The 20,583-nt window shown below is 74.1% G+C and carries 18 protein-coding genes and 1 pseudogene; 3 read left to right on the top strand and 16 right to left on the bottom strand.

The genetic code is table 11. The features are described from left to right. Positions 1-112 precede the first annotated feature (112 nt). The 7 genes from truB to rimP form a co-directional block, all read right to left on the bottom strand. A complete protein-coding gene (truB, locus tag WA788_RS26825) occupies positions 113-1,009 on the bottom strand; it encodes a tRNA pseudouridine(55) synthase TruB (protein WP_335981459.1) in 897 nt (298 codons plus the stop codon). Beyond that, on the bottom strand, positions 1,006-1,563 hold the full coding sequence (rbfA, locus tag WA788_RS26830) for a 30S ribosome-binding factor RbfA (RefSeq protein ID WP_335981461.1): 558 nt from the start codon (positions 1,561-1,563) through the stop codon (positions 1,006-1,008). Before rbfA ends, truB begins: the two co-directional genes overlap by 4 nt. A gap of 44 nt (positions 1,564-1,607) precedes the next feature. Continuing rightward, entirely contained in the window at positions 1,608-1,901 is a 294-nt protein-coding gene (locus WA788_RS26835; RefSeq protein WP_335981463.1) for a DUF503 domain-containing protein, read from the bottom strand. A gap of 109 nt (positions 1,902-2,010) precedes the next feature. Then, positions 2,011-5,097 (bottom strand): translation initiation factor IF-2, encoded by a 3,087-nt coding sequence (gene infB, locus WA788_RS26840; RefSeq protein WP_335981465.1) that lies wholly within the window; start codon positions 5,095-5,097, stop codon positions 2,011-2,013. A 173-nt stretch (positions 5,098-5,270) separates the two neighbouring features. Further along, positions 5,271-5,549 (bottom strand): YlxR family protein, encoded by a 279-nt coding sequence (locus WA788_RS26845; protein ID WP_335981467.1) that lies wholly within the window; start codon positions 5,547-5,549, stop codon positions 5,271-5,273. A 97-nt stretch (positions 5,550-5,646) separates the two neighbouring features. Continuing rightward, positions 5,647-6,630, bottom strand: coding sequence for a transcription termination factor NusA (nusA, locus tag WA788_RS26850; protein ID WP_335981468.1), 984 nt, complete (start codon positions 6,628-6,630; stop codon positions 5,647-5,649). 2 nt (positions 6,631-6,632) lie between these two features. Continuing rightward, positions 6,633-7,199, bottom strand: coding sequence for a ribosome maturation factor RimP (gene rimP / locus WA788_RS26855; RefSeq protein WP_335981470.1), 567 nt, complete (start codon positions 7,197-7,199; stop codon positions 6,633-6,635). A gap of 137 nt (positions 7,200-7,336) precedes the next feature. Here rimP and WA788_RS26860 point away from each other — a divergent pair, with 137 nt between their 5' ends. The 3 genes from WA788_RS26860 to WA788_RS26870 all read left to right on the top strand — a co-directional run bounded on the left by WA788_RS26860 (position 7,337) and on the right by WA788_RS26870 (position 9,335). Continuing rightward, positions 7,337-7,864 carry a hypothetical protein gene (locus WA788_RS26860; protein ID WP_335981472.1) on the top strand — a complete coding sequence of 176 codons (528 nt, stop codon included), beginning with the start codon at positions 7,337-7,339 and terminating at the stop codon, positions 7,862-7,864. 7 nt (positions 7,865-7,871) lie between these two features. After that, on the top strand, positions 7,872-8,297 hold the full coding sequence (locus WA788_RS26865) for a ferritin-like domain-containing protein (RefSeq protein ID WP_335981474.1): 426 nt from the start codon (positions 7,872-7,874) through the stop codon (positions 8,295-8,297). A 78-nt stretch (positions 8,298-8,375) separates the two neighbouring features. Further along, positions 8,376-9,335 carry an aminoglycoside phosphotransferase family protein gene (locus WA788_RS26870; protein ID WP_443034101.1) on the top strand — a complete coding sequence of 320 codons (960 nt, stop codon included), beginning with the start codon at positions 8,376-8,378 and terminating at the stop codon, positions 9,333-9,335. Between the two features lie 32 nt (positions 9,336-9,367). Here the strand turns inward: WA788_RS26870 and WA788_RS26875 are convergent. From WA788_RS26875 to WA788_RS26915, 9 genes and pseudogenes are all read right to left on the bottom strand, one after another. Further along, positions 9,368-9,535, bottom strand: a pseudogene (locus WA788_RS26875) (His/Gly/Thr/Pro-type tRNA ligase C-terminal domain-containing protein); the annotation flags it as partial. Next, positions 9,514-10,056 (bottom strand): GNAT family N-acetyltransferase, encoded by a 543-nt coding sequence (locus tag WA788_RS26880; protein ID WP_335981478.1) that lies wholly within the window; start codon positions 10,054-10,056, stop codon positions 9,514-9,516. The gene WA788_RS26880 and the pseudogene WA788_RS26875, both read right to left, overlap by 22 nt. A gap of 170 nt (positions 10,057-10,226) precedes the next feature. After that, a complete protein-coding gene (locus tag WA788_RS26885; RefSeq protein WP_335981480.1) occupies positions 10,227-11,072 on the bottom strand; it encodes a GNAT family N-acetyltransferase in 846 nt (281 codons plus the stop codon). Positions 11,073-11,205: 133 nt separating this feature from the next. Next, positions 11,206-12,360, bottom strand: a complete 1,155-nt coding sequence (gene ispG / locus WA788_RS26890; RefSeq protein WP_335981482.1) for a flavodoxin-dependent (E)-4-hydroxy-3-methylbut-2-enyl-diphosphate synthase — start codon at positions 12,358-12,360, stop codon at positions 11,206-11,208. Between the two features lie 101 nt (positions 12,361-12,461). Next, entirely contained in the window at positions 12,462-13,781 is a 1,320-nt protein-coding gene (locus WA788_RS26895; RefSeq protein WP_335981485.1) for a M50 family metallopeptidase, read from the bottom strand. Then, the gene (gene dxr, locus WA788_RS26900; protein ID WP_335981488.1) at positions 13,778-15,028 is read right to left on the bottom strand and encodes a 1-deoxy-D-xylulose-5-phosphate reductoisomerase; all 1,251 of its coding nucleotides are present in this window, start codon (positions 15,026-15,028) and stop codon (positions 13,778-13,780) included. The genes WA788_RS26895 and dxr overlap by 4 nt, the downstream gene beginning before the upstream one ends. 325 nt (positions 15,029-15,353) lie before the next feature. Further along, complete coding sequence (locus WA788_RS26905; RefSeq protein WP_335981489.1) at positions 15,354-17,276, bottom strand: acyl-CoA dehydrogenase family protein; 1,923 nt, start codon at positions 17,274-17,276, stop codon at positions 15,354-15,356. Positions 17,277-17,416: 140 nt separating this feature from the next. Further along, complete coding sequence (locus tag WA788_RS26910; RefSeq protein ID WP_335981491.1) at positions 17,417-18,877, bottom strand: aldehyde dehydrogenase family protein; 1,461 nt, start codon at positions 18,875-18,877, stop codon at positions 17,417-17,419. Between the two features lie 94 nt (positions 18,878-18,971). Continuing rightward, on the bottom strand, positions 18,972-20,555 hold the full coding sequence (locus WA788_RS26915; RefSeq protein ID WP_335981493.1) for a PucR family transcriptional regulator: 1,584 nt from the start codon (positions 20,553-20,555) through the stop codon (positions 18,972-18,974). Positions 20,556-20,583: the final 28 nt, after the last annotated feature.

Raw genomic sequence — 20,583 nt, forward strand, 5'->3', positions numbered from 1 at the left:
GGGGCGGAGGGGGTCGTGGGGCGGGACCGCCAAGGGGACAGGCAGTCCCGCCGTACGGCGAGGCGTTCGCCGTACGGCGGGCAGGGGTCCGGCCGTAGAAGCGGGCGGGCGGCTACTGGCCGAAGCCCGCCACGATCTTCGCGCGGCCCTGGTGCTCCTCGACCAGCGCCAGGAAGCGGCCGTCGGGCCCGAACACCGCGTGGGTGCCGGCGCCGAGCGCGGGCGTGCCGATCCGGACCCCGTTGCCGAGCAGCCGCGCCTGGTCGGCGTCGACGTCCCAGCGGGGGAAGGCAGCCGCCGCGGCCCGCTCGATCGGCAGCACCTCGAAGGACTCCTCCAACTGCTCCAGGGTGCGCGCGACGGTGAGGTCGTACGGCCCGACGCGGGTGCGGCGCAGCGCCGTGAGGTGGCCGCCGACCCCGAGCCCCGCGCCGAGGTCGCGGGCGAGCGCGCGGATGTACGTGCCGGAGGAGCAGGTCACGGTGACGTCGAGGTCCAGCAGGCCGGGTGCGCCGTCGGGCACCCGCACCTCGCCGACCGTGAACGCGCTGACCGTCACCGGCCGGGCGGCGAGTTCGAACTCCTCCCCCTCGCGGACCCGGGTGTAGGACCGCACCCCGTTGACCTTGATGGCGCTGACCTTGGAGGGCACCTGGAGGATCGGCCCGGTGAGCGCGGCGACCCCGGCGTCCACGGCGGCCCGGGTGACCGCGGCGGCGGACGTCTCCGCGGTGACCTCGCCCTCGGCGTCGTCGGTGACGGTGGACTGGCCGAGCCGGATGGTGGCCGCGTACTCCTTCTCGGTGAGCGCGAGGTGCCCGAGCAGCCGGGTGGCGCGCTCCACCCCGATCACCAGCACCCCGGTGGCCATGGGGTCGAGGGTGCCGGCGTGGCCGACCCGCCGGGTGCCGGCCAGCCGGCGCATCCGGGCCACCACGCCGTGCGAGGTGAGCCCGCCGGGCTTGTCGACGACGACCAAGCCCGAAGGGCCTTCCTTCCTGGGACTCATGCCTGGCCGCGACCGTCCTCGTCATCGGCCGCACCGGCCGCTGCCTGCTCGCCGGTCTCCTCGGGGTCTGTGTCCTCGGCGGCGCCCGTGTCCTCGGCGGCGTCGGCGTCCTCGGCGGAGGCGTCCTCGTCGTCGTCGGCCGGCTTGCGGTACGGGTCGGCGTCGCCGGCGTACTGCGCGTCGGTGGCGGTCTTGCGCACCTGCTCGTCGGCCGCGCGGGCCTTGGCGAGCAGGTCGTCGATGGTGCGGGCGTTGTCGGGCAGCGCGTCGGCGACGAACGCCAGGGTCGGGGTGAACCGCACCCCGGTCTGCCGGCCGACCTCGGAGCGCAGCACACCCTTCGCGCTCTCCAGGGCGGCGGCGGACGCGGCGCGCTCCTCGTCGTCCCCGTAGACCGTGTAGAAGACCGTCGCCTCCCGCAGGTCACCGGTGACCCGGGTGTCGGTGATCGTCACGTATCCCAGCCGCGGGTCCTTGATCCGCCGCTGGAGGGTCTCGGCGACCACGACGCGGATGCGGTCCGCGAGCTTTCGCGCCCGCGCGGTGTCGGTCATCGTGTTCTTCTCTCTTCACTCGGTTCGTTCGGTCCGTCGTCCGGTCACTCGTCGTCGCCGTGGATGCGCTGCCGGGCGGAGAGCAGATCCACCTCCGGCCGGGCGGCCATCCAGCGCTCGCACCGGTCGAGGACGTCCCTGACGTGTCCGAGGTCGCCGGAGACCGTCGCGATCCCTATCTCCGCCCTGCGGTACAGGTCCTGGTCACCGGTCTCGGCCACGCTCACCGCGAACCTGCGGTGCAGTTCGGCGACGATCGGGCGGACCACGGACCTCTTCTCCTTCAGCGACCGTACGTCACCGAGCAGCAGGTCGAAACGCACTGTGCCTACGTACATGACCATGAACGGTACAGGCGACGGCCGGGGCCGATCGACGGCTTTTTCTGCCGTCGACCGGCCCCGGACCGGTGGTGCCGCCCGCCGCGGTCGGCAGCGGGCCGTGGGATCAGCCGCGCGGCTTCTCCCGCATCTCGTAGGTGGCGATGACGTCGTCGACCTTGATGTCGTTGTAGTTGCCGAGGTTGATACCGCCCTCGTAACCCTCACGGATCTCGGTGACATCGTCCTTGAAGCGGCGCAGGCCCTCGATGTTGAGGTTCTCCGCCATGACCTTGCCGTCGCGCAGCAGGCGGGCCTTGGTGTTGCGCCGGACCTCGCCGGAGCGCACCAGCACACCGGCGATGTTGCCGAGCTTGGAGGAGCGGAAGATCTCGCGGATCTCGGCGGTGCCGAGCTCCACCTCCTCGTACTCGGGCTTCAGCATGCCCTTGAGCGCCGCCTCGATCTCCTCGATGGCCTGGTAGATCACCGAGTAGTAGCGGACGTCGACGCCTTCGCGCTCGGCCATCTGGGTGGCACGCCCGGCGGCGCGCACGTTGAAGCCGATGACGATGGCGTCGGAGCCGGTCGCCAGGTTGATGTCGGACTCGGTGACCGCACCCACGCCGCGGTGCAGCACGCGGATGTCGACCTCCTCGCCGACGTCGAGCTGGAGCAGTGCCGATTCCAGCGCCTCGACCGAACCGGACGCGTCGCCCTTGATGATGAGGTTGAGTTCCTGCACCTCACCGGCCTTGAGCGCCTCGTCCAGGTTCTCCAGCGAGAACCTGCGGCCCTTGCGGGCGAACGCCGCGTTCCGCTCGCGGGCGGCACGCTTCTCGGCGATCTGCCGGGCGGTGCGGTCCTCGTCGACGACGAGGAAGTTGTCGCCCGCGCCGGGCACGTTGGTCAGGCCGAGCACCAGCACCGGAGTCGACGGGGTCGCCTCCTCCACGCTGGCGCCGCTGTCGTCGAGCAGCGCCCGGACCCGGCCGTACGCGTCGCCGACCACCATGGTGTCGCCGACCCGCAGGGTGCCGCGCTGGACCAGGACGGTCGCCACGGCGCCGCGGCCGCGGTCGAGGTGCGCCTCGATCGCGATGCCCTGCGCGTCCTGGTCCGGGTTGGCCCGCAGGTCGAGCGAGGCGTCCGCGGTCAGGACCACGGCCTCCAGCAGGCTGTCGATGTGCAGGCCCTGCTTGGCGGAGATGTCGACGAACATCGTGTCGCCGCCGTACTCCTCGGCGACCAGGCCGAACTCGGTGAGCTGGCCGCGCACCTTCGTCGGGTCGGCGCCCTCGACGTCGATCTTGTTGACCGCGACCACGATCGGCACGTCGGCGGCCTTGGCGTGGTTGAGCGCCTCGATCGTCTGCGGCATCACACCGTCGTTCGCTGCGACCACGAGGATCGCGATGTCGGTGGACTTCGCACCGCGGGCACGCATGGCGGTGAACGCCTCGTGACCGGGGGTGTCGATGAAGGTGATGGCGCGCTCTTCGCCGTTGACCTCGGTGGCGACCTGGTAGGCACCGATGTGCTGGGTGATGCCGCCGGCCTCGCCCGCGACCACGTTGGTCTTGCGGATCGCGTCGAGCAGGCGGGTCTTGCCGTGGTCGACGTGACCCATGACGGTCACCACCGGCGGGCGGGAGACCAGGGCCTCTTCGCCGCCCTCGTCCTCGCCGAACTCGATGGAGAAGGACTCGAGCAGTTCGCGGTCCTCCTCCTCCGGGCTGACGATCTCCAGCACGTAGTTCATCTCGCCGGCGAGCAGCTCCAGGGTGGAGTCGGACACCGACTGGGTGGCGGTCACCATCTCGCCGAGGTTCAGCATCACCTGGACGAGCGACGCCGGGTTGGCGTTGATCTTCTCGGCGAAGTCGGTGAGCGAGGCACCGCGCGACAGGCGCACGGTCTGGCCGTTGCCGCGGGGCAGCAGCACGCCGCCCACGGACGGGGCCTGCATGGCCTCGTACTCCTGGCGCCGCTGGCGCTTGCTCTTGCGACCGCGCGCCGGACGGCCACCGGGGCCGCGACCGAAGGCACCCTGCGTTCCGCCACGGCCGCCCGGGCCGCCCGGACGCCCGCCGAAGCCGCCGGGACGCGGACCGAAGCCGCCACCCGGGGCGCCGCCACCGGGACGGGGGCCGCCGAAGCCGCCGCCGCCGCCACCACCGGGACGACCGCCGCCACCGGGACCGGCCGGACGGCCGGCGAAGCCGCCGCCACCACCGGGACGACCGCCGCCGCCACCGGGACGGCCACCGGGACCGCCCGGACGGCCGCCGGGGCCGCCGGGACGCCCACCGGTGGAGGGCGCGGGGCGCTGCGGCATCATGCCCGGGTTCGGGCGCGGGCCCGAGGACTGCGGGCGGGGCATGCCGCCCGGGGTCGGACGGGCGCCGCCGGGGCCGCCCTGGCCGCCACCGGGACGCGGGGCGCCACCGGGGCGCGGAGCGCCGCCGCCGGGACCCGCGGGACGCGGGGCACCGCCCTGGCCGCCGCCGGGACGCGCCGCGCCACCGGGGCGCGGCATGCCGGTGGAGCCGGACGTGAACGGGTTGTTGCCGGGACGCGGGCCGGCCGGACGCGGCGCGGCCGGACGGGCGCCCTGGCCGGGCGCGGGGCGGTTGCCGCCGGGGCGGCCGCCGTCACGCTGGCCACCGTCGCGCTGGCCGCCGTCGCGCTGACCGCCGGCCGGGGCCGGACGGGACGGGCGCGGGCCGGGGGCCGGCGCGCCGGGGCGCTGGCCTGCGGCCGGGGGCGCCGACGGGGGTGCCTGGAACTCCGCGGCGGGCACGGGTGCGGCCGGCGCGGGCTTGGGCCCGGGGGTGGGCCGGGGGCCGGGGCGCGGGCCGGACGGCGCGGCGCCGCCGCTCGGGGCGGCCGGAGCCGCCGGGCCGCCGGCCGGCTTGGGCGCCGGGGCAGCAGGACGAGCCGACGCGCCCGGGGTGGGGCCTGCCGGCTTGGGCCCCGGACGGCCTGCCGCCGGGGAGGGCGCCGCCTTGCGCGGCGCGGACGGCTTCGCAGCGGACTTGCCGGCGCCGCCGCCGGGTCCCTGGAAAGCGTCAGTCAGTTTGCGGACAACCGGCGCCTCGATCGTCGAGGACGCCGAACGGACGAATTCGCCGAGTTCCTGGAGCTTGGCCATGACGACCTTGCTCTCGACTCCCATCTCCTTGGCGAGTTCGTATACCCGGACCTTAGCCACTTCGCTCCTTTTAGGTCCGGGGTGATCGTCCGCCGGACCGTCGCTACTTCATGGGCGTACTCATCGCGTACTCATCGAGTGCTCATCGCAATCTCGACCTACTTCCATCTCGCGAGGTACCTGACCGCACGGTGTGCCCGTGCCGTTCCTGTTCTTACGGGGTGTTGCCGGTGTTACGGGGCTGCCTGCTCGACGTACCGGCGCAACTCCGCGGTGTCCGGCGCGACCGGCCCTCTGAAGGCCCGGGCGAACGCCCGACGGCGGACCGCCAGGTCGAGACAGGCAAGGGCGGGATGCAGATACGCACCCCGACCGGGCAGCGTACCGCGAAGATCGGGAACGCACGCGCCCCCGCTCGCCGCCACACGCAGCAGATCGCTCTTGGCCGCGCGTTGACGGCAGCCGATGCAGGTTCGCTCCGGGCATGCTGGCGTCAGCGTCCGACCAGACACCTCTAAGTCTACCTCCCCGCGCCAACCTCACTCCTTCGAGTGGGCGAACGTACGGTTGTTCGTCCGGAACCCACAGTTTCGCCGCTCGGCGAAGGCGTCAGTCCTGCTGCTCGGTGTCCGGCCGGATGTCGATCCGCCAGCCGGTCAGCCGCGCGGCCAGCCGCGCGTTCTGGCCTTCCTTGCCGATCGCCAGCGACAGCTGGTAGTCCGGCACGGTCACCCGGGCGGAGCGGGCGGCGGCGTCCACCACCTCGACGTGGGAGACCCGGGCCGGGGACAGCGCGTTGGCGACCATCTCCGCGGGGTCGTCGGACCAGTCCACGATGTCGATCTTCTCGCCGTGCAGTTCGGCCATCACCGCCCGCACCCGCGCGCCCATCGGGCCGATGCAGGCGCCCTTGGCGTTCAGCCCGGACCGGGCGGAGCGCACCGCGATCTTCGTACGGTGCCCGGCCTCGCGGGCGATCGCCTCGATCAGCACCGAGTTGTCGGCGATCTCGGGCACCTCCAGGGCGAAGAGCTTCTTCACCAGGTTCGGGTGGGTGCGCGAGAGGGTGACGGACGGGCCGCGGGTGCCCTTGGCGACCCGCACCACATAGGCGCGCAGCCGGGTGCCGTGACCGTAGTCCTCGCCGGGGACCTGCTCCTGCACCGGCAGGATGGCCTCCAGCTTGCCGATGTCGACCAGGACGTTCTTGGGGTCCTTGCCCTGCTGGACGACGCCGGTGACGATGTCGCCCTCCCGGCCGGCGTACTCCCCGAAGGTGACGTCGTCCTCGGCGTCGCGCAGCCGCTGGAGGATCACCTGCTTGGCGGTGGACGCGGCGATCCGGCCGAAACCGGTGGGCGTGTCGTCGAACTCGCGCGGCTCGGCGCCCTCCCCCGCCTCCTCCTGGTCCTCGGTCGCCCACACGGTGATCTGCCCGCTGTGGCGGTCCAGTTCGACCCGTGCGCGCCGGTGGCTGCCGGGCTCGCGGTGGTACGCGATGAGGAGTGCCGACTCGATCGCCTCGACCAGCAGGTCGAACGAGATCTGCCGTTCGGTCACCAAGCCCCGCAGGGCCTTCATGTCGATGTCCACGGCTACGCCTCCTCAGTGTTCTCGTCGTCAGTGTTGTCGCCGACGGTCTCGTCGCCGTCGTCCGCCTCGTCGTCGGCGCCGTCCTCGGCACCGCTCTTGCGGTTGAACTCGATCTCCACCCGGGCCCTGGCGATCTCGGCGAAGTCCGCCCGGGCCGGCTTGGGCTTGCGGCCCTTGACGCCGGGGACCTCCAGGTCCAGGCCCGCGTCGTCCACCGCCATGATCCGTGCGATCAGCTCGCCGCGCTCCTTGAGCTGGAGCTTGACCAGGCGGCCGGTGTTGCGGCGGAAGTGCCGCGGCTCGGTCAGCGGCCGGTCGGTGCCGGGCGAGGTGACCTCGAGGACGTACTCGGCCTCTCCCATGGCGTCGGACGCGTCGAGGGCCTGCGACATCGCGCGGCTCAGCTCGGCCACGGCGTCGAGCTGCACGCCGTCCTCCGCGTCCACGACGACCATCAGCTGGCGGCGCCGGCCGGCCACCGTCACCTTGACGTCCTCCAGCTCCAGTCCCGCCTCGCCGACCAGCGGCTCAAGCAGCGCGCGCAGCCTCTCGCTCTGGGTGGTGCTCATCCGGGTGACTCCTCGGCCGCGTCTGCTGTTGTCATGGAAGGTCGCGTGTTGAGCGGAACTTTACCCGAGTCCGCAGGGCCCGGACGCGGCGCGGGGCGGGCACCGGGATGACAGTGGCTGCGCCTACACTCCCTGTCATGATCCCGAAGCTGACCCGGCGTGGCGCCGTGGCCATGGCGACCGCCGGGGTGCTGGCGGGCTGCTCCGGCGGCCGCAGCGGCGCGGCCACCGCCTCGCGGGCGGACACGGCGCAGGCCGCGCTCCAGGCGCGGGAGGTCCGGGACAGCACAGCGCTGCTGGCGCGCTACGACGCGGTGATCGCGGCGCATCCGCAGCTGGCGGCGCGGCTGGCACCGCTGCGCGCGGACACCGCCGCGCACGTGCGGGTCTTCGACGGCCGGTCGGCGACCGCGCGCACATCCCCGTCGGCCCCTTCCTCGCAGGCCGCACCGCCCGCTTCGGTGCCCCCTTCCGCGACCGCCTCGGACGGCACCGGGTCCGCCGCCTCGTCGCTGGCGGCGCTCGCCACCGCCGAGCGGGAGCTCGCCGACCGCAGGGCCGGCACCCTGCTGAGCGCGCCGGGTGCCCTCGCCCGGCTGCTGGCCTCGGCGGCCGCGGCGAACGCCGCCCACGTCGCCCTGCTCGGCCGCCCGGCCGGAAAGTGAGCGCCCGGTGACCGCGACCACAATCGTCGACGCCGCGCAGGCCGCCCTCGCCGCCGAGCACGCCGCCGTCTACGGCTACAGCGTGGTCGGCGGGAAGGTGGCCGCCGATCGCAGGGCCGAGGCGCAGCAGGCGTACGACGCGCACCGGGCCCGCCGCGACGCCCTGGCCCGTACCGTGACGGACCTCGGCGCGGCGCCGGTGGCCGCGGCGGCCGGCTACGAACTGCCGTTCGCGGTGACCGGCCCCGCCGCGGCGCTGCGGCTGGCCGGCTACCTGGAGGACCGGGTCGCGGGCGCGTACGGCGACCTGGTGGCGGTCGCGATCGGCGGGATACGGCAGGACGCGGCGGCCGCGCTGCGTGAGGCGGCGGTGCGCGGGGTGCGCTGGACCGGCGTCGGCGTAGCCTTCCCCGGGGTGGCCGAGCAGCGCTGACCGGCGGGCCGCACGCGCACACGACGGAGGGAACGCAACACGATGAGCGCAGCGGCGCAGGGCGGCGGGGCCGGGAACATGTCCGGGGACGCGTCCGGGAACTCGCGGGCCGCGGGCGTGGTCCTCGCACCTCCCGAGCGGCTCGTGCGCACCGTCTCCGCCTGGGCGGGCGAGCCCGGCCGGCGGTGGCTGGCCGCGCTGCCCGCGACGGTCGCCGGCTACCTCGACCGGTGGGGGCTCACCGCGGAGCGGGTCTTCGCCGCGGGCGGCCAGATCAGCATGATCGTGCTGGTCCGCACCGACGACGGCACGCCGGCCGTCCTGAAGGCGGGCATGGTCACCCAGGAGACCGCCCAGGAGCACGCCGCGCTCGCGCACTGGGGCGGGCGCAGCGCGGTGCGACTGCTGCGGGCCGACCCGGAGCAGGGCGTGATGCTGCTGGAACGGCTGCACGCCGACGTGTCGCTGCGCTCGCTGGCCGAGCCGAAGGCGATGCTCGAAGCGGCCGGGGTGCTCCAGCGGCTGTGGGTGCCGCCCGCCGGCGGCCACCCCTTCACCACCGTCGAGGAGTACACCGGCGCGCTGGTGCCCCTGCTGCGGGCGCGCCGCGAGGAGCCGTACGCGCAGGACGTGCGGGCGCTGGTCGACGAGGCCCTCGCCGACCACGGCCGGCTCGTCGCCACCGCGCCCGAGGCCGTCCTGCTGCACGGCGACTACCACCACGGCAACGTGCTCGCCGGGGACCGCATGCCCTGGCTGGCGATCGACCCCAAGCCGCTGGTCGGCGAGCGCGCCTACGACCTCGCCTGGCTCGTCCGCGACCGGCTCGACACCCTTGTCGCCCAGCCCGGCTCCCGCGCGGCCGCCCGCCGCCGCCTCGCCAAGCTCGCGGCCGCCGTCGACGTCGACCCCGAGCGCCTGCGCGGCTGGTCCCGCTTCCGCGCCGTCGAGGCCGGCGTGTGGAGCCTGTCCGTGGGCGACACCCACGACGGCGAACTCCTGCTGGAGTTCGCCACCTGGCTCGACCCGGCCGCCTGACGCCGACCGGACACATCAGGCGTCCTGCTGCGTCAGGTGTCCCGGAGCCGGGCGACCGCCTCGGCCAGCGGCAGTTCGGTGCGGGCGCCGGTGCGGCGGTCCCGCACTTCGAGCACGCCCTCGCCCGCGCGGCGCCCGGCCACGAGGACACGGGGCACCCCGATGAGCTCGGCATCGGTTATTCCGGGCGCGGCAGTGGGAGGGGGGCACCCATGACGGCGTAGGGGCGGGGGGCGCTGGGGAAGTGGACGGGGCGGGCGAGGTCGCGGTAGCCGAGGGTGCGGTAGAGGTGGCGGGCGGGGCTCTCGACGTCGATCGCGGAGAGGATGCTGCGCGGCTCGGTGGCGGTGTCGGTGATCTCGGTGATCAGGCGGCGGCCGATGCCGCGGGCCTGGAAGTCGGGCAGCACATGCAGTTCGGTGATGACGAAGGAGTCGTCGAGCCAGCTGTCGTTGCCGCGCATCCGCAGGTAGGGCTGGACGACGCTGGACCACCAGTGCGAGCGGTCGTTGGGCATGCCGTAGACGAAGCCGACCATCCGGCCGTCGCGGGTGTGGTGCGCGGCCCAGGCCCGCGCCCCCGTACAGGCCAGGTGGCGCAGCACGATCTGGCGGCGGATCGCGACCTCCTCCGGGCCGAGCCCGAACGCCACCGCCTGCACGCCCAGCGCCTCGTCCACGTGTTCGGCCAGTTCACACGGGCGGACCACCACGTTCTCCATGACGCGCGACCTTATCGCCTCCCGCCCGCCGCGACCCTCCCGGTATGCCGAGCGAGCCAAAGGGCGCGCCGGTGTCGAAAGGGAGAGCGCGCGGAGTTTCCCGAGGAACGAGGGAATCGAGCACGGTCGACCGTCGACACCGGGTTAAAGCACCCGGAGGCGAGCGAGGCTCAAAAGAGGACCGACATCAGGGCGCCGACTTCGGTGAAGCCGACGCGGCGGTAGGCGGCGCGGGCGGGGGCGTTGAAGTCGTTGACGTAGAGGCTGGCGACGGGGGCGACGTCGCGCAGCGCGTAGTGCAGGACGGCGGCCATGCCGGTCTCGGACAGCCCGCGGCCGCGGTACTCCGGGGCGACCCAGACCCCCTGGATCTGGCAGGTGTGCCGGGTGACCGCGCCGAGTTCGGCCTTGAAGACCACCCGACCGTCCTCGATCCGGGCGAACGCCCGCCCGGTGGAGACGAGTTCGGCGACCCGCGCCTGGTAGAGCAGCCCGCCGTCGCCGGCCAGCGGCGAGATCCCGACCTCCTCGGTGAACATCGCCACGCACGCGGGCATGAGCACGTCCATCTCGTCGCGCCGGACCCGGCGCACCAACGGGTCGGGCGCCACGTCCCTGGGCAGCGCCCGGGTGGTCATCAGGGGCTGCCGGGCGCGGACCTCGCGGGCCGGCCCCCAGTGCGGCTCCAGCCGCGCCCACAGGTCGGCGGTGGCCTCGGCCGGGCCGACGATCGACGCGCAGCGGCGGCCGGCCCGGCGGGCGCGCTCGGCGAAGGCGCCGACCGCCTCGGGCGTGGCACAGATCGGCACCAGGTTGGCGCCGGCGTAGCACAGGGAGGTGAGGCGGCCGCCGGAGTACCAGCCCCACATCTCGCCGCCCAGCCGCCATGGGTCGAGCCCGGCGATGCCGACGCGGGAGGTGACGAAGGCGTTGGCGACCGGGTCGCGGTCCAGGACGGCGAGGGCGGCGTCGAGGTCCTGGGGTTCCAGGACGCGCGTGGTCGGCTGGGTCAGCACGGGCACCCCTGACCGTACGGGCCGCGCTCCCCGGCCGGAGCGGGGATCGCCGGGCACCGTACTCGGCTGCGGTCGGGCGGGCCGGGTGTCGCGTGCGGCGCCGCGGACGCGGCACCCGGCCTGAGGCATGCAGTCAGGAGATGCTCACCTGCGGCTCGCCGGAAGCGACACCGGCCGCCTCCATCTGCTCGGCCAGCTTCATGGCCTCCTCGATCAGGGTCTCGACGATCTGCGACTCGGGCACGGTCTTGATGACCTCGCCCTTGACGAAGATCTGCCCCTTGCCGTTGCCGGAGGCAACGCCGAGGTCGGCCTCGCGGGCCTCGCCGGGGCCGTTGACGACGCAGCCCATCACGGCGACCCGCAGCGGGACCTCCATGCCGTCCAGGCCCGCGGAGACCTGGTCGGCGAGCTTGTAGACGTCGACCTGGGCGCGGCCGCAGGACGGGCAGGAGACGATCTCCAGGCGGCGCTGACGCAGGTTCAGCGACTCCAGGATCTGGATGCCGACCTTGACCTCCTCGGCCGGGGGCGCCGACAGCGAGACGCGGATGGTGTCGCCGATGCCCTCCGACAGCAGGGCGCCGAAGGCGACCGCGGACTTGATGGTGCCCTGGAACGCCGGGCCGGCCTCGGTGACGCCGAGGTGCAGCGGGTAGTCGCACTTCTGCGCCAGCAGCCGGTAGGCGTTGACCATGACGACCGGGTCGTTGTGCTTCACCGAGATCTTGATGTCGCGGAAGTCGTGCTCCTCGAAGAGCGACGCCTCCCACAGCGCGGACTCGACCAGGGCCTCGGGGGTGGCCTTGCCGTACTTCTCCAGCAGCCGGCGGTCCAGCGAGCCGGCGTTGACGCCGATCCGGATCGGCACCCGGGCCGCGGCGGCGGCCTTGGCGATCTCCTTGACCTTGTCGTCGAACTGCTTGATGTTGCCGGGGTTGACCCGGACCGCCGCGCAGCCCGCGTCGATGGCCGCGAAGACGTACTTCGGCTGGAAGTGGATGTCGGCGATGACCGGGATCTGCGACTTCTTCGCGATGGTGGCCAGCGCGTCCGCGTCGTCCTGCGTGGGGCAGGCGACGCGGACGATCTGGCAGCCGGACGCGGTCAGCTCGGCGATCTGCTGGAGGGTGGCGCCGATGTCGGACGTGCGGGTGGTGGTCATCGACTGCACGGAGACCGGCGCGTCGCCGCCCACCGCGACACTTCCGACCTGGATCTGACGGCTTTTGCGGCGGTCGGCGAGTTTGGTCGGAACATCCGGCATACCGAGCGAAATCGCGGTCATTTGCGTGGCATCCCCAAGGTGTGGATCGAGGTCCCGGTGTGATCGGGCTCCAGGGTCGAGATTACGACACCGCGCCCGCGGCTCTCACTCGGCTCGGGGCCTCACGAGCTCAGTTTGACCGGGTTGACCACATCCGCGATGAGAACCAGCAGCGTGAAGCAGACGAAGATGCCCGCCACGACGTAGGCGACCGGCATGAGCTTGGCCACGTCGAACGGCCCCGGGTCGGGGCGGCGGAAGACGCGCGCGGCGTGCCGCCGGATCGCCTCCCACAGCGCGCCGGCGATGTGTCCGCCGTCCAGCGGCAGCAGCGGCACCATGTTGAACAGGAACAGCGACAGGTTGAAGCCGGCCACCAGCATCACCATCGTCACCACCCGGTCGACCGCGGGGGCCTTCATCGCGAAGACCTCGCCGCCGACCCGGGCCGCACCGACCACGCCCATCGGCGAGTCGGCCTTGCGCGGCGCGTGGTGGAAGGCGGCGTTCCACAGGTCGGGGATGCGCTCGGGCAGCGAGACCAGCGAGTCCACGCCCTGCTTGGCCATGTCGCCCATGTGCCGCACGGAGTCGGCGAAGCCGAGCGGCTGGATGTGGCTGGCCGGGCTGAAGCCGAGGAAGCCGGCCTTCACCGGGTCGCCGTCGGTCGGGTTCCCGTCGCTGTCGGTCCTGGCCACCGTGTTGGTGGTGATGGTCGGGTGCAGGGTGACCCGATGGCCGTGCCGCAGCACCACGATCGTGGCCGGGCCGGCGCCCTTGCGGATGTCCTCCGACAGCTCCGACCAGTTCTTCACCGGCTTGCCGTTGAACTCCAGGAACTTGTCACCGGCCTTGAGCCCGGCGGTCTTGGCGGGCGCGACCGGGTCGCTCGCGCGGCACGGGTTGTCCGCGTCGCGGTGCGAGGTGTCGGCCTGGGAGATCACGCAGTCGCTGACCTGGCCGACGACGGTCGTCGACATGCTGATGCCGAAGCCCATGAAGACGGTCAGGAACAGCGCGACGGCGAGCACCAGGTTCATGAACGGTCCGGCGAACATGACGATGACGCGCTTCCACGGCTTGCGCGTGTAGAACATCCGCGTCTCGTCGCCCGGTTGCAGCTCCTCGTACGCGGCGCTCCTGGCGTCCTCGATCATGCTGCGCCACGGCGAGGTGGAGCGGGCGGAGATCCGGCCGTCCTCCCCGGGCGGGAACATGCCGATCATCCGGATGTAGCCGCCCAGCGGGATCGCCTTGAAGCCGTACTCGGTGTCGCCCTTCTTCCGCGACCACAGGGTGGGCCCGAAGCCGACCATGTACTGCGGCACGCGGATCTTGAAGATCTTCGCCCACATCAGGTGGCCCAGCTCGTGCCACGCGATGGAGATCATCAGACCGACGGCGAAGACGACTATGCCGAGGACCGTCATGAGAGCCGTCATACGCCTGCTGCCTCCGATGCTTGCGCCAGTTCGCCGGCCCGGGCCCGTGCCCAGGTCTCCGCTTCGAGGACGTCCTCGACCCGCAGCCGAGTTCCCGGCGCCGGGGTGCCGTGCTCCTCGACGACCCGGGCGACGGTGTCCACGATCCCGGTGAAGGGCAGCCGGCCGGCGCGGAAGGCTTCGACGCATTCCTCGTTGGCCGCGTTGAACACCGCGGGTGCGGTGCCCCCGAGGCTACCGACATGCCGGGCCAGCGCGACGGAAGGGAACGCGTCGTCGTCGAGCGGGAAGAACTCCCAGGTGGCGGCCTTCGTCCAGTCGACGCCCGGCGCGGCGTCCGGCACCCGGCGCGGCCAGCCCAGGCCCAGCGCGATCGGCATCCGCATGTCCGGCGGGCTGGCCTGCGCCAGCGTGGAGCCATCGGTGAACTCCACCATCGAGTGAATGTAGGACTGCGGGTGGACGACGACCTCGATCCGGTCGAAGGGCACGTCGAAGAGCAGGTGCGCCTCGATGACCTCCAGGCCCTTGTTGACCAGGGTCGCGGAGTTGATCGTCACCACCGGGCCCATGTCCCACGTCGGGTGCGCCATCGCCTGCTCGACGGTGACGCCGGCCAGCTGCGCGCGGGTGCGGCCGCGGAAGGGCCCGCCGGAGGCGGTGACGACCAGCTTGCGGACCTCGGCGCGGCTGCCGCCGAGCAGCGCCTGGAACAGCGCGGAGTGCTCGGAGTCGACCGGCACCACCTGGCCGGGTTTGGCCAGCGCCTTCACCAGCGGGCCGCCGACGATCAGCGACTCCTTGTTGGCGAGGATCAGCACCCGGCCGGCGGCCAGCGCGGCGAGCGTGGGCCGCAGGCCGATGGAGCCGGTGATGCCGTTCAGCACGGAGTGGCAGGGCAGGCCCGCGGCCTCGGTGGCGGCCTGCGGTCCGGCGAGGATCTCCGGCAGCGGCCGGCTGCCGTACCGCCCGGCCAGCGCCTCGCGCAGCGCGGGCACCGCCGACGCGTCGGCGACGGCGACGGTGTGCACGTCCAGCCGGTGGGCCTGCTCGGCCAGCAGGGCGACCCGGCCGCCCGCGGCGGACAGCGCGACCACCCGGAACCGGTCGGGGTTGCGCAGGGCCACGTCGATGGCCTGGGTGCCGATCGAGCCGGTCGAGCCGAGGATCACGATGTCCCGCGGCCCGTCGCCGGGTCCGGCGGGCTCGTACGGGCGGTGGTGCGGGTCAGCGAGAGCGTCCGTCATGGGGGTCATTGTGTCCTGCCCGGGCCCTTGCCCACGCACGGGCCCGGGTCGGGTGGGGTCGCTGCGGGTGGCGGGCGGTGTACGGCGGGTGGCCGGTACGGGCCCCGGTGCGCGGTCCGGTGCGGCGGTCCGCACGGGGCGCTGGCCAGGGTACGCCCGGCGGCTGTGCGCGGCGCCGACGCGTGCGCGGCCCGGCTGGGGCGCGGACCGGCGCACGGGAGCGGGGCGGGGCGCGGGCGGGGGCCGTACGAGGCGGGGCGGCCCCGGGGCGGTCGTACGGCCCGGCCCGGCCGCGCGGTTGCGGCGCGGGCGGCGGCGGCGGCGTTCAGCGCACGGGGCGCCGTACGTTCTCGGTGGCGGCCGGGCCCAGGCTCGCGTCGGCGATCCAGGCGCCGTCGTCCGCACGGTCCACGATGCCCTCCTCCAGCCAGCCGGCCTTGCCCTCGCGCACCGCCCGGGCCAGCTTCCGGTCGGTGTCGTCGGTGTTGCTCCACAGCCGGGTGAACAGCTCCTCCACCCGCAGCCGGGACTGGCGGCAGAACGCGTCGGCCAGGCCCCGGGCGGCCGGGCCGTGCTCCGCCGTGGCGGCCAGGTGCTCGGCGCGCACACACGCCGCGCTCATCGCGAACAGCTCGGCACCGATGTCCACGATCCTGGCCAGGAAGTTCTGCTTCAGCTCCATCCGGCCCTGCCAGCGGGACATGGCGTAGAAGGTGCTGCGCGCCAGTCGGCGCGAGGCCCGCTCGACGAACCGTAGATGCCCGGCCAGCTCCCCGAACTCCCCGTACGAGGTGGGAAGTTGACCGGGTCCGGCGACGAGCTTCGGCAGCCAGCGGGCGTAGAAGCCGCCCGCCTTGGCGCCGGCCCTGGCCTTGTCGGCGAGCGTGCTGTCGGGGTCGATGAGGCCGCCGGCCACCGACAGGTGGGCGTCGACGGCCTCCCGGGCGATCAGCAGGTGCATGATCTCGGTGGAGCCCTCGAAGATCCGGTTGATCCGCAGGTCGCGCAGCATCTGCTCGGCCGGGACCGCCTTCTCGCCGCGCGCGGCCAGCGAGTCGGCGGTCTCGTAGCCGCGGCCGCCGCGGATCTGCACCAGCTCGTCGGCGATCCGCCAGGCCGCCTCGGAGCCGAAGAGCTTGGCGAGCGCGGCCTCGATGCGGATGTCGTTGCGGTCCTCGTCGGCCATCTGCGAGGACAGGTCGACCACCGCCTCCAGCGCGAAGGTGGTCGCCGCCATGTAGGCGATCTTCGCGCCGACCGCTTCGTGCTCGGCGATCGGCTTGCCCCACTGCTCGCGGGCCGCCGACCACTGCCGGGCCGTCCGCAGGCACCACTTGGCGGTGCCCACGCAGGCCGCGGGCAGCGAGAGCCGGCCGGTGTTGAGGGTGGTCAGCGCGATCTTCAGGCCGGCGCCCTCGGGGCCGATCCGGTTGGCCGCGGGCACCCGCACCCGGTGCAGGCGGGTGACGCCGTTCTCGATGCCGCGCAGCCCCATGAAGGCGTTGCGGTGCTCCACGGTGATGCCCTCGCGGTCCGCCTCGACCACGAACGCGCTGATGCCGCCGGGGTGGCCCTCGCCGCGCGGCACCCGCGCCATCACCACCAGCAGGTCGGCGACGACGCCGTTGGTGGTCCACAGCTTGACGCCGTCGAGCAGGTAGTCGTCGCCGTCGGGCACGGCGGTGGTGGCCAGCCGCGCCGGGTCGGAGCCGACGTCCGGTTCGGTGAGCAGGAAGGCGCTGATGTCGGTGCGGGCGCAGCGCGGCAGGAACGCGTCCTTCTGCTCCTGCGTGCCGAACATCCGCAGCGGCTGCGGCACGCCGATCGACTGGTGGGCCGACAGCAGCGCGCCGACCGCGGGGCTGACCGAGCCGATCATGGCCAGCGCCTTGTCGTAGTACACCTGGGTGAGGCCGAGGCCGCCGTAGGTCTCGTCGATCCGCATGCCGAGCGCGCCCAGTTCCTTCAGGCCGCGCACCACCTCGTCGGGGATCCGCGCCTCGCGCTCGATCTGGGCGGGGTCCACCCGCGTGCGCAGGAAGTCGCCGAGCCGGGCGAGGAACGCCTCGCCCTTCGCCACCGCCTCGGGTGCCGGCAGCGGGTGCGGGTGGATCAGGTCCAGCCGGAAGCGGCCGAGGAACAGCTCCTTGGCGAAGCTGGGCTTGTGCCACTCCTGTTCGCGGGCGGCCTCGGCCACCTGCCGGGCCTCGCGTTCCGAGACGTTGCGCGTTGCGGTGGGTGCGGACACGGTTTGCGTCACCTCCGGGCGGGCCGGCGACCGGCCGGCGTACGTGTCCGTCCTATCCGACATCGCCCGAAGCGGCCACCGAAGGACGGCCGGGCCGCAGGCAGGGTGCCGGTGGCCCGGCCGGAGGTGCGCGTCCGCTGCTACAGGTCCAGCCCGGTCAGCACCATCACCCGCTCGTAGGTGTAGTCGTCCATCGCGTACCTGACGCCCTCGCGGCCCTGCCCGGAGTCCTTGACCCCGCCGTAGGGCATCTGGTCGGCCCGGTAGGAGGGGGCGTCGCCGATGATCACCCCGCCGACCTCCAGTTCCCGGTGGGCCCGGAACGCGGTCTGCAGGTCGTGGGTGAACACGCCGGTCTGGAGGCCGAACCGGGAGTCGTTGACCGCCGCGAACGCCTCGTCGGTGCCGTCCACGCGGTGCAGCGACAGCACCGGCCCGAACGCCTCCGCGGAGGCCAGCACCGCGTCGGCGGGCAGGTCCGCGAGCACCGTGGGCGCGTACGTCGCGCCGTCGCGGGCGCCGCCGGTGAGCAGCTTCGCGCCCTTGGCGACGGCGTCGTCCACCCAGCGCTCGACGCGCTCCGCGGCCGCCTCGCTGACCAGCGGGCCGACGTCGGTGGCCGGGTCCGTCGGGTCGCCGGTGACCTGGGCGCGCACCTTGGCGACGACCTTCTCGGCGAGCGCGTCGTACACGGCGGTGTCGGCGATGACCCGCTGCACCGAGATGCAGGACTGGCCGGCCTGGTAGTTGGCGAAGGTGGCGATGCGGGTGGCCGCCCACTCCAGGTCCTGCTCGCTCGACCAGTCGGCGAGCACCACGGCCGCCGCGTTGCCGCCCAGCTCCAGGGTGACGTGCTTGCGCGGCACGGAGTCCGCGATCTGGTAGCCGACGGTGTCCGACCCGGTGAAGGAGATCACCGGCAGCCGCGGGTCCTGCACGAGCGCGGGCATCCGGTCGTTCGGCACCGGCAGCACGCTCCAGGCGCCCGCCGGCAGGCCCTCGGTCTCGGCGAGCAGCTCGCCGAGCAGCAGCGCCGACAGCGGGGTGGCCGGCGCCGGCTTGAGGATGATCGGCGCGCCGACCGCGAGGGCGGGGGCGACCTTGTGCGCGACCAGGTTCAGCGGGAAGTTGAACGGCGCGATGCCCAGCACCGGGCCGCGCGGGAAGCGGCGGGTCAGCGCGAGGCGGCCGACGCCGCCCGGGTCGGTGTCCAGGCGCTGCGCCTCGCCGCCGTTGAAGCGGCGCGCCTCCTGGGCGGCGAGCCGGAACACCGACACGGCCCGGCCGACCTCGCCGCGCGACCACTTCAGCGGCTTGCCGTTCTCCGCGGTGATCAGCGCGGCCACTTCCCCGGCCCGCTCCGCGAGCCGCTGCGCCACGTGGTCCAGTGCCGCGGCCCGGACGTGGGCCGGCGTCGCCGCGAAGCCGGCGGTGGCCGCGGCCGCCGCCGCGACGGCCTGCTCGACCTGTGCCTCGTCGGGTACGGACACCCGGCCGACCAGGCCGCCGTCCCACGAGCCGGTCACGTCGAACGTCTCCGTGCCGCGCGCCGGGCGGCCGGCGATCCAGAACCCGTGCGGCGCTGTGTCTGTGGTCGTCATACGCCGCACGGTAGTTCGCGCCGCCGCGGCGCCCTGTTGTCCGCGGTGGAGCGCCGCCGGGCGGCGCCGCGCCGAATTGGCCAGGGCGCCCGGTTCACTGCTCCGTCTTGAGGGCGAGCCACAGCTCCATGCGGACGTCCGGGTCGTCCAGGGAGCGGCCGAGGATCTCCTCCACCCGCCGCATGCGGTAGCGCAGGGTGTGCCGGTGCACCCCCAGGTCGGCGGCCGCGGAGTCCCACTGCCCGTGGTGGGCCAGCCACGCGGCGAGCGAGGCCACAAGGTCCCCGCGCGAGGTGGCGTCGTGCTCGCGCAGCGGCCGCAGCAGCCCCTCGGCGAAGGCCCGCACCGCGTCGTCGGCGAGCAGCGGGACGACCGAGCCGACCCCGACCTCGCCATGCTCCACCAGGTTCACCCCGCGCCGCCGGGCCACCGCGAGGGCCCGCTCGGCCTGGCCGCGCGCGGCGGGTGCGTCGGCGGGGTCCAGCGGCGCCGACAGCCCGGCCGCGAGGCCCTCCTCCGCCCCGGCCAGGTCCGCGGCCACCGTGAGCGCCGCGGCGCCCTCGGCCGCGACCAGGACCAGCCGCTCGCCCTCGGTGACGACCAGCACCGGTTCGGCGGCGCGGACCGCCGCGGCCTCCGCCCGCTCGGCCAGCAGCACCAGCGCCTCGGGCAGTTCCGGCGCCTCGACGCCCTGCGGCGCCTCCGCACCGGGCTGCGGCGGCGCGGCGCCGTTCGCCTCGGCGATCATCATCCGCACCGGCGCGTGCAGCAGCGTGCCGTACATCGGGCCGGCGGTGGCGCGGGCGTGGTCGGCCTCGCCGGCCAGCAGCATCCGCAGCAGCGCCGCGGAGAGCCGGCCCTGCGCGGCGACCAGGGCGCGGGACTGTTCGAGGGAGAGCGTCAGCAGCGCGACCGCGGCGTGCACGACGTACCGCGCGGAGGTGCCCAGGCGCTCCTCGGTGCCGACCGCGAGGAAGCCGCGCGGGCGGCGGGCGGTGCCCAGCGACTGGAGCTCGACCCGGTCCTCGCTGCCGGCCGGGCCGGCCACCGCGACGCTCGCCGGGGCCGGCACGGCCCGCAGCCGGTCGATCTCGCCGCCCAGCCGCGCCGCGCGGCGGCCCGCCCACTCCGGCGCGGCGGCCAGCACCGCGCCGGACGCGTCGTACAGCGCCGCCCAGCCGTTCAGGTGGGCCGCCAGCCGGGACAGCAGCGCCGCGGGCCCGTCGGGGGACAGCGCGGCCCGGGTCAGCTCCCGCTGCGCCTCGAACCCGGCGGTCACCGCCTGGTACCGGTCGGCGGCCACGGCCGCCGACACCGCCTTGCTGATCGCGATGAAGGGCGTGGCCCGCGGCACTTCGAGCAGCGGCAGGCCGGCCTCCTCGGCGGCCTCGACCAGGGTCCGCGGCACCTCGTCGTGCCCGACGCCGACGCCGAACCCGAGCCCGACCACGCCCGCCGCCGCCAGCCGCCGCACGTATCCGGCGACCGCGCCGGCGTCGGCGGTGTCCAGCTTCAGCCCGGTGGTCAGCAGCAGCTCCCCGCCCTCCAGATAGGGCGCCGGGTCCTCCAGCTCACTGGTGTGCACCCAGCGCACCTCGGCGGCGAGCTGCCCGCCCGCGGCGAGCACGGTGAGCCTGAGCGACGTGTGGTGCGCCAGCGACGCGAGCGTGAGAGGCATGCCTACCTGGTGCCGTTCGGGGACGGAG

Source organism: Streptomyces sp. CA2R106 (assembly GCF_037034245.1).
In the GTDB taxonomy this organism is placed as follows: domain Bacteria; phylum Actinomycetota; class Actinomycetes; order Streptomycetales; family Streptomycetaceae; genus Actinacidiphila.